The 9,365-nt window shown below is 72.8% G+C and carries 7 protein-coding genes and 1 pseudogene; 6 read left to right on the top strand and 2 right to left on the bottom strand.

Annotated elements, in window-relative coordinates:
- Window positions 1-54 precede the first annotated feature (54 nt).
- Window positions 55-768, bottom strand: coding sequence for an SDR family oxidoreductase (locus N799_RS13695; RefSeq protein ID WP_036213749.1), 714 nt, complete (start codon window positions 766-768; stop codon window positions 55-57).
- Window positions 769-959: 191 nt separating this feature from the next.
- On the opposite strand from N799_RS13695, the gene N799_RS13690 reads away from it, so the two are divergent.
- The 3 genes and pseudogenes from N799_RS13690 (at window position 960) to N799_RS13680 (ending at window position 5,523) form a co-directional block, all read left to right on the top strand.
- Window positions 960-3,884, top strand: a complete 2,925-nt coding sequence (locus N799_RS13690; protein ID WP_036213746.1) for a M16 family metallopeptidase — start codon at window positions 960-962, stop codon at window positions 3,882-3,884.
- Between the two features lie 135 nt (window positions 3,885-4,019).
- Window positions 4,020-4,328: pseudogene (locus tag N799_RS13685) on the top strand (DUF4156 domain-containing protein); the annotation flags it as partial.
- A 175-nt stretch (window positions 4,329-4,503) separates the two neighbouring features.
- Entirely contained in the window at window positions 4,504-5,523 is a 1,020-nt protein-coding gene (locus N799_RS13680) for a 3-oxoacyl-ACP synthase III (protein ID WP_036213743.1), read from the top strand.
- Window positions 5,524-5,542: 19 nt separating this feature from the next.
- On the opposite strand, the gene N799_RS14505 is transcribed toward N799_RS13680, so the two are convergent.
- Complete coding sequence (locus tag N799_RS14505) at window positions 5,543-6,322, bottom strand: hypothetical protein (protein ID WP_052101576.1); 780 nt, start codon at window positions 6,320-6,322, stop codon at window positions 5,543-5,545.
- A 270-nt stretch (window positions 6,323-6,592) separates the two neighbouring features.
- Here N799_RS14505 and N799_RS13670 point away from each other — a divergent pair, with 270 nt between their 5' ends.
- The 3 genes from N799_RS13670 to N799_RS13660 form a co-directional block, all read left to right on the top strand.
- The gene (locus N799_RS13670) at window positions 6,593-7,441 is read left to right on the top strand and encodes a M15 family metallopeptidase (RefSeq protein ID WP_036213741.1); all 849 of its coding nucleotides are present in this window, start codon (window positions 6,593-6,595) and stop codon (window positions 7,439-7,441) included.
- Between the two features lie 102 nt (window positions 7,442-7,543).
- Window positions 7,544-7,804 (top strand): PAAR domain-containing protein, encoded by a 261-nt coding sequence (locus tag N799_RS13665; RefSeq protein ID WP_036213751.1) that lies wholly within the window; start codon window positions 7,544-7,546, stop codon window positions 7,802-7,804.
- A gap of 96 nt (window positions 7,805-7,900) precedes the next feature.
- A partial coding sequence (locus N799_RS13660; protein ID WP_036213738.1) for a hypothetical protein occupies window positions 7,901-9,365 on the top strand: 1,465 nt, incomplete at its 3' end.

Below are 9,365 nucleotides of genomic sequence, written 5' to 3'. Positions count from 1 at the left end.
CTCCACGATCGCGGCTGAAGCCGCTCCTACACAGGCCCGCTGGAAAGCCGCGTGTCACCACGCCATCGGCTCGCCCTTGCGGTCGACGAAGCGCCCGCTCAGCGACGCGTCGGCGCGGTCGAGGGTGGCGAGCATGTCGGCGGCCGCCTCGGCCGGCTCCACCGGTGCCTTCCCGCCGCCCATCCCGGTCCGCACCCAGCCGGGGTGGAAGGCCAGCACGGTGATCCCGCGCTCGGCCAGCGCCCGGGCCAGCAGCGCGGTCGCCATGTTCTGGGCGGCCTTGGAGATCGCGTAGCTGGGCGTGCGGAACGCGTCCTTGCCGGCAATCGAGCCCAGCTCCGAGGACAGGTTGGCGACCGTGCCGCCGTCGGCCAGCAGCGGCGCCAGCGCCTGTGTCAGCAAAAACGGTCCGGTCGCGTTGACGTGCAGGCTGTGGTCGAGGATCGCCGGGTCGACCTTGCCGAAGCGCTCGCCCGAGTGCAGCACGCCGGCGTTGTTGAGCAGCAGGTCGATGCGGCCGCCGTCGAGCACCAGCGGCAGCTCGCGCGCGAGTTCGGCATGGCTTTTCGGCTCGGCGACGTCGAGTGGCAGTACATGCAGTCGTCCGGGGTGCTCGCCGACCAGCTGGTTGAGCGCATGGGCACGGCCGGGCTGGCGGCAGGCAGCGACCACGCGGTCGCCACGGGCCAGCAACTGGCGGGTGAACTCGAGGCCCAGGCCGCGGTTGGCGCCGGTGACGAGGCAGTGCCGGTCGGTGTCGAAGGGCATTGGATTCTTCCGGTACGGAGCCGCGGACAGTCTAGGCCGCGCCCCGCAGCGCGGCGCGATGGCGGCGGCTGCGCGTGCGCCGGCCGCGTCGCCACCGGGACTTGTGACCTAGTGCCCGCTTCCACGCCCGCCGCTAGGATGGGGCGTTGCCGTCCGCCCGGACGCCGCCATCCACCGACAGGGGAGTCACCATGACCGCATCCACCCGCGCCCGCCAGGGCCTGCTGCACAAGGGCACGCTCGCGTTGGCGCTCGCCACCGCGATCGGCGCCACCGCGCTCGTTCCGGCCCCGGCCAGCGCCCAAGCCGCACCGGCCGCCGGCGTCGACATCGCCTACGAGGAGTTCACCCTGCCCAACGGCCTGCGGGTGATCGTGCACGAGGACCGCAAGGCGCCGATCGTCGCGGTCAACGTCTGGTACCACGTCGGCAGCAAGGACGAACCGCGCGGCCGCACCGGCTTCGCCCACCTGTTCGAGCACCTGATGTTCAACGGCTCGGAGAACGCGCCCGGCGAGTACTTCACCCCGTTCGAACTGGTCGGCGCGACCGACATGAACGGCACCACCAACACCGACCGCACCAACTACTTCCAGAACGTGCCGACCACCGCGCTCGACCTGGCGCTGTGGATGGAGTCCGACCGCATGGGCCACCTGCTCGGCGCGGTCGACCAGAAGACCCTCGACGAGCAGCGCGGCGTGGTGCAGAACGAGAAGCGCCAGGGCGAGAACCAGCCCTACGGCCAGGTCTGGACCAAGCTCAACCAGGCCCTGTACCCCGAGGGCCACCCGTACCACCACAGCGTGATCGGCTCGATGGCCGACCTCAACGCGGCCGCGCTGGAGGACGTGCACCAGTGGTTCCGCGCCTGGTACGGCCCCAACAACGCGGTGCTGGTGCTGGCCGGCGACATCGACGTCGAGACCGCGAAGAAGAAGGTCGCCAAATACTTTGGTGACATCCCGGCAGGCCCCGACATGGCCCAGCCGGCGATCGACATCGCCGTGCGTCCGGCCGACACCCGCGAGGTGATGGAGGACCGGGTGCCGCAGGCGCGCATCTACCGCGCCTGGAATGTGCCGCCGACCGGCACCGTCGCGGTCGACCAGCTGCACGTGCTGGCGCAGGTGCTTGGTGGCAGTGACACTTCGCGGCTGGAGAAGCGGCTGGTCCACCAGGACAAGCTGGTCGACAGCGTCAGCGCCGGCGTCAGCGAGTCGCAGCTGGGGTCCAACTTCCTGGTGATGGCGTCGGTCAAGGACGGCGTCGACCCGAAGAAGGTCGAGGCGATCATCGACGAGGAACTCGCGCGGCTGCTGGACGAAGGCCCGACCGCGGAGGAAGTCGCGCAGGCGCAGACGGTGATCCGCGCCGGCTTCATCCGTGGCATCGAGCGCATCGGCGGCTTCGGCGGCAAGGCCGACGCGCTGGCCAGCTGCGAGATCTATACCGGCGAGCCGGACTGCTTCCGCGACAGCCTGGCCACCGTCGCCGCGGTGACCCCGGCGCAGCTGGTCGCGGTCGGCCAGCAGTGGCTCGGCGACGGGGACCATACCCTGGTGGTGGTGCCCGGCGAGCGCACCCCGCTGGCCGAGGAGCCGGCGGTCGACCCGGCGCCGCTGCAGCTGCCGCCGGTCGCCGGCAAGTACAGCACCACCGCGTCGACCGTCGATCGCAGCACCGGCGTGCCGATGCCGGAACAGTTCCCCGAGCTGACCTTCCCCGAGCTGCAGCGTGCCACGCTCAGCAACGGCACCGAGGTGATCCTCGCCGAACGCCACGCGGTGCCGGTGGTGCAGCTGAACTACCTGTTCGACGGCGGTTACAAGGCCGACGCGCTGGGCAACGACAAGCTCGGCACCTCGAGCTTCGCGATGAGCATGCTCGACGAAGGCGCCGGTGCCTACGGCGCGCTGGAGTTCGCCGCCCGCGCCGAGGCGCTGGGCGCCAACCTCGGTGCCGGCGCCTCGCTCGACGGCGGCAGCGCCTACCTGTCGGCGCTGAAGGACCAGCTCGATCCTTCGCTGGCGCTGTTCGCCGACATGCTGCGCCAGCCGCGCTTCGACACCGCCGAGATCGACCGGGTCAAGGCCAGCTGGATCGCCGGCATCAAGCAGGAGAAGGCGCGCCCCAACTCCGCCGCGCTGCGGGTGATGCCGCCGCTGCTGTACGGCGAGGGCCACGCCTACGCGATGCCGTTCAGCGGCACTGGCACCGAGGCGTCGATCGCCTCGCTGACCCGCGACGACCTGGTCGGCTACCACGCCGCCTGGGTGCGGCCGGAGAACGCGACCCTGGTCGTGGTCGGCGACACCACCCTGGCCGAGGTCGTGCCGATGCTCGAGAAGCACCTCGGCGACTGGGACCCGGCCGGCGAGCCGGCGGCCACCGGCGAGGTGGCGAAGGTGGAACGGCCGGAGCAGTCGCGGGTGTTCCTGATCGACCAGCCCGGCGCGGTGCAGGCCAACATCTTCGTCGGCCAGCTGGTGCCGTCGACCAAGTCGGCCCAGGCGACCGGGTTCGAGTTCGCCAACACCGTGCTCGGCGGCCAGTTCAGCGCGCGCCTCAACATGAACCTGCGCGAGGACAAGCACTGGGCCTACGGCTCGTACAGCTTCGCGCCGGACGCGGTGGGGCAGCGGCCGTGGCTGGCGTTCGCGCCGGTGCAGATCGACAAGACCGCCGAGTCGATGGCCGAGCTCAAGCGCGAGATCACCGAGTACGCCGGCGGCAAGGCGCCGCCGACCACCGAGGAGGTCGCCAAGGTCCGCGCCAACGAGATCCGCAGCCTGCCGGGCGCCTACGAGACCGCCAGCTCGGTCGCCGGCACCATCGCCGGGATGGTCCGCTACGACCGTCCGGACGACTACGTGCAGCGGCGCCAGGCCGAGATCGAGTCGCTGACCCCGGCGCAGGTGGCCGCAGCGGCCGGCACGATCGAGCCGTCGGCGCTGACCTGGGTGGTGGTCGGCGACCTCGACCAGATCGAGGAACCGGTGCGCGCGCTCGACTTCGGCACCGTGCAGGTACTCGACGCCGACGGCAACCCGGTCGCGACCAGTGCCGGCGCGACCGCGGCCGCTGCAACCGGTGACGGTGCCGACGCCGAGTAGCGCATCGTGCCCGCCGGGTGGCTTCGCCCGGCGGGTTTGCGAGTCACCCGCGATTCACCGCGACGGCGCCAAAACCGGCGTCGTCGCGCGACAATCGCGCCTGACCTAGCCCCCGTCCTTGCTGGAGCCGCCATGATCCGACCGCTCATCCTCGCCACCGCCACGCTCGTACTCGCCAGCGGCTGCACTTGGGTGCACATGGCCCCCGGCGCCAGCGCGGTGCGGGTGATCGGCGCCGGCGGCCCGCCGGCCGGTTGCGCCAAGCGCGGCGAGATCGCGGTGTCGGTCAAGGACAGCGTCGCCTTCTACGAGCGCAACAACCTGCGCGTGCGCGAGGAGCTCGAAACCCTCGCCCGCAACGAGGCCCCCGGCCTCGACGCCGACACCATCCAGCCGCTCGCGCCGCCGCTGGACGGCGACCAGCGTTTCGCCGCCTACCACTGCGGTGCCACCGCGGCCGCGCCCGGTCCGGCCCCGGCGCCCGCCAGCGGACAGGGCGCACGGACCTATCCGATCGGCGGCTGAACCGGCGGTTGACACCACCAGCCAGCCCCCGGTAATGCAGCAATCCGGGCAAAACGTTAATCTGTCGTGATCTTTGCCTCACGGTTCGCTGCCCATGCTGTTCCAACACGTCGCCATTGCCGGCCTGGCCCACATCGACGCGCCGCGCCGGCTGGGCTCGGACGAGATCAACGCCCGGCTCAAGCCGACCCTGGACCGCCTCGGCATCCGCACCGACGTCCTGGGTGACATCGCCGGCATCCACGCCCGCCGCCTGTGGGACGATAACGGCATGCTCGCCTCCGACGCAGCCACCCTGGCCGGCGTGAAGGCACTGGCCGATGCCGGCATCGACCCGGACAAGGTCGGCCTGCTGGTCAACACCTCGGTCAGCCGCGACTACCTGGAACCGTCGACCGCGTCGATCGTGTCCGGCAACCTCGGCCTGCCTGACACCTGCCAGAACTTCGACATCGCCAACGCCTGCCTGGCCTTCATCAACGGCATGGACATCGCCAGCCGGATGATCGAGCGCGGCGAGATCGATTACGCACTGGTGGTGGACGGCGAGACCGCCGACCTCGCATACGAGAAGACCATCGAGCGCATGACCCGCGCCGACGTCACCGAGGCCGACTTCAAGAGCGAACTGGCGACCCTGACGCTGGGTTCCGGCGCCGCCGCGATGGTGCTGGCGCGCGCCGAGCTGGCCCCGGGCGCGCCGCGCTACAAGGGCGGCGTCACCCGCGCCGCGACCGAGTGGAACAAGCTCTGCCGCGGCAACCTCGACGGCATGATCACCGACACCCGGATGCTGCTGATCGAGGGCATCAAGCTGGCCCAGAAGACCTTCGGCGTCGCCAAGCAGAAGCTCGGCTGGGTCGCCGAGGAGCTCGACGAGTTCGTCATCCACCAGGTCAGCAAGGTCCACACGGCCGCCTTCACCAAGGCGATGGGGATCGACCCGAAGAAGGTCCTGACGATCTTCAACGAGCACGGCAACATCGGCCCGGCCTCGGTGCCGATCGTGCTCAGCAAGCTGCGCGAGATGGGCCGCCTGAAGAAAGGCGACCGGGTCGCGCTGCTCGGCATCGGCTCGGGCCTGAACTGCTCGATGGCCGAGGTGGTCTGGTAACAGCCGCGGCCGCAGCGGCTCAGCCCGCGGCTGGACAGGCCGGGTCGCGCCCGGCGTAGACCGCGCAGATCGCCTGCCTGCACTTGATGCCCTTGGCGGTGTTGGGCGGCGGGCACTCGCGCAGGTTCGACTGGATCTGCTCCGAGCGCGTCCGCAGCGGCCGGCCGTTGGCCTGGTCGGTCGCTGTCGCGCCGGATGGACTGCGGGTGGCGGTCCGGTCCTGCTCGGTCTGCATGCTCCGGATCAGCGCGTCGAGGCCCTCGACGTCGCGTGCCTTGCCCTCGTCGCCCGCGCGGATGTTGCCGAGCAGGACCGCAAGCAGGTCGGGTTCGCCGGTCTTGGTGCGGCTGGCGGTGGCGCGGGCACGGGGCCGCTCCGCCGGTGCGGACGTCGCCACGGCGGTGGTGGTCGCGAACGGGTTGTCGTTCGACAGGGCGGGAGCGGGTCGCGAGGTGGCGGCCGGGCCGGAGATGATGGCGAACGGGGTGTCGGATTCGGCGAGGGATGCCCCCGCAACGGTGCCGGTTGCCGCGTCGGGGTCGGCGTTCGCGGTGGCGGCTCCGGCCGCGGCCGCGGCGCCGGGGCCCGGCTCCTCGATGATCGTCGCCGCCATCGGCATGGCGTTGTCGCTGCGTTCCACCAGCCCGGCGGACTGGGCGGCCGGACGCGGTTGCGGGCGGTCGGCGTCGCCCAGCATCCAGCTGCCGGCAACCGCGGCCAGCACCACCACGCCGGCCACGGCGAGCCACGCACGGCGCCGCGCAGGCACCGGATTGCGCGCCGCGGCGGCCGGTTGCATGTCTGCTAGGATGCGCGCCGACGACGGGCGGGCCGCCTCCGCCGAGGCTGCATCAACGGGTGCGCCGGCCAACAGGCTCGGGCGTCTGGGCTTGGCATCTTGCCGATCCACCTGGACTCCTTTCCCCGCCGGCGGGGCCGGCTGGTGTCGCTGCCGGCGGGCAGGCTTGCCGGTCCGGTCGCGGCCGCATTCTGCGGTCGCCGGCGGGAACGCGTCAATTCACGGGCCCGTGGAGCGGGCCGCGGCACGGGAAACCAGGGACGGTTCGGCATGATTGCGATGGCGGTTGCGGTGTTCTTCGTGGCGGGTGCGGCGCTGGCCTGGCTGGTGCTGTTCCCGGCCGCGCGCGACGAGGTGCTGGCCGGTGTCGACCGCCTTTGGGCGAGGCTCGGCGGGGTGGCGGGTCGTTGGCAGTCGCGCGCGGGCGAGCGGGTCGCGGCCTCGGGCCGGCGGCTCCACGGCGGTGGCTCGCGGCTGTCGCGGGCGGTTGCGCGCCACCGGGTGCCGCTGGTGGTCGGCCTGCTGCTGCTGGCCATCCCGCCGCTGCTGGTGCTGCAACTGCGGCGGCAGGTGCTGCTCGACGGCTTCGACGCCACCACCACCACCCGCGCCGACTCCCACGTCCTCGCGTTGCTGCGCGGCGAGCGCCTCGCGCCGCCGGCCGACCTGCCGCCGGCGGTGTTCGCGACCGCAGAAGCGGTGCGGGTGATGCCCGGCATCGCCACCGCCAACCGCAAGTGGCACCGGCTCGACCCCGACTTCCAGCAGCGCCTGCTGGTCGTCTACCGGGTGATGCGCGACCAGCACGGCTACGAGATGGCGCTGGTCGAGGGCTACCGCAGCCCCGAACGGCAGGCGCGGCTGGCCGCGCAGGGCGGCAGCGTGACCCGCGCCGGCGCCGGCCGCAGCTGGCACCAGTACGGCCTCGCCGCCGACAGCGCGCCGGTGCGCAACGGCCAGCTGCAGTGGGACATGGAGGACCCGTGGACCCGTCGCGGCTACCAGCTGTACGGCGAGGTGGCGCGCTCGGTCGGGCTGGTCTGGGGCGGTGGCTGGACCTCGATCCAGGACTACGGCCACGTCGAACTGCGCCGCCCCGGCGTGCGGCCGCCGGCCTGAACCACGTCGGCAAAAGGTGAAGCCGGCGCCCGGTCCTGCTATCGTCGCGCACGGCAAAGGACGCCGGACGGCCCGATCGGGGCCCCGCCAGGGAGCATGGCCATGTCAAAACCCTTCATCGTCGTCGGCGACAAGATCGACCATGGCGGCGCCGTGGCCAGCAGCACCGCGACCACCGACATCGACGGCAAGCCGGTTGCCCGCGTCGGCGACAAGGTCGCCTGCAGCCAGCACGGTGACACCGTCATCGCCAGCGGCGACCCGACCGTGATCATCGACGGCCAGCCGGTCGCCCGCCACGGCGACAAGACCGCCTGCGGGGCGACGCTGATCGCCGCGCAGCAACGCGTCCTCATCGGATAACACGCAGGAGCACAGACGCCGGCGCCCGGAAGCGCAGGTGTGGAACCGGATGGATTCGACACTTTCCCCGACCCGACGACACCCGCGGTGGCCCGCATGAGCGGCCGGGCGGTGCTGCGCACGGCCGCGCTCGCGGCGGGCGTGCTGCTGGCGTGCTGGGTCACGGTGGTGCTGCACTGGCGTGGCGCCGGAATCGAGCCGACCGCCGGGCACATCGTTCTCTACCTCGTGCTGTTGCCGCTGGCGGTGCTGGCGCTGGTGCTGCTGTTGCGGCTGGCTTGGCGCAGGTTCCGCGGTGCGCGCGCAGCCGCGCCGCCGGTGGCCGGCATCGCCGCCACGGCCGACGGCGAGGCGCCGGTCGACAGCGGTCCGCAACCCGACCGCGTGCTGCACCTGCTGGCCGGCGCCGTTTGGTTGCGCGCCGGCGACCAGCCGCTGGCGGTCGCGCAGGCGCTGGCCCAACCGCAACGCCCGCCGTTGCACGCGACCCTGAAAGACGCGCTGGGGCTGCCGGTGCTCGCCGCCGAGGTGGCCGATGCCGACCCGGCGATGATCGTGCCGGCGCTCGAGTCGGTGCTGGCCGCGGCCGGCACCCATGAGCCGGTCGAGCGGCTGTTCGGCGAAGAAGCCCTGCGCGCGCTCGCGCTGCTCGACCCGGTCGCCGAGGAGCTGCTGTACACCGCGTTGCCCGCGCCGTCCGACAACGATGTCGCCGAGCCGGAACACGGCGGCCTGCACCCGCATGCGATGCACCACTCGCGTTCGGCCCGCGCCGCGGCGCCCGGTCCACGCGCGCCGGTGCTGCAGGTGCGCGTGCTGCTGCCGGCGCAATGGCCGGTGCAGGCCCGCACCGCATGCGTGGACTGGCTGCAGCGCAAGGCGCTCGCGATCGGCTTCGACGCCGGCGCGCTGACCGTCGAGGCGATGCCGGTGGCCAGCGCCGCAGAGGCCTGGCGCCTGCTCGACCCGGCCACCGGCGTGGTCCATGACGATGGCGACCGCCACCTGCTCCTCGCCGCCCACTCGCTGGTGGGCGAGGCCGCGATCGCCCGGCTCGACGCCGCGCGCGAACTGCTGGCCGACGGCCACCCGGAAGGCCGGATCCCGGGCGAGGGCGCCGCCGGCGTGCTGCTCTCGGCCGCCGCGCCCACCATTCCCGCCGACATCCCCACGATCCGCCTGCACCGTGTCCTGCACGCCCGCGCCGGCCACGGTCGCGCCGCCAGCCGCGAGGCCGCCACCCTGTTGCAGGCCGCGCTCGACACCGCCGGCCACGCCGTCGACGACATCGCGCTGGTCTTCAGCGACGCCGACCACCGCCCGAGCCGGGCGATCGAGGTCGCCGGCGCGATCGCCGCCGCGTTGCCGCAGATCGAACCGGTCGACCACGCCCGCCACCTCGGCCTGGCCTGCGGCGACCTCGGCGCGGTCGCGCCGCTGGCGCTGCTGGCGACCGCCGCCGCCCAGGCCCGCGCCGACCACACCCCGGTGCTGGCCCTCAGCATGGCCGACCGCGCCGCGCGCAGCGCCTTCGTGCTCTCGCCGCAGCCGGCGCCCGCCC

The organism is Lysobacter arseniciresistens ZS79, assembly GCF_000768335.1.
GTDB lineage: Bacteria > Pseudomonadota > Gammaproteobacteria > Xanthomonadales > Xanthomonadaceae > Novilysobacter > Novilysobacter arseniciresistens.
The sequence above is the reverse complement of the archived record's forward strand: the minus strand, read 5'-3'. Positions and strand labels throughout refer to the sequence as shown.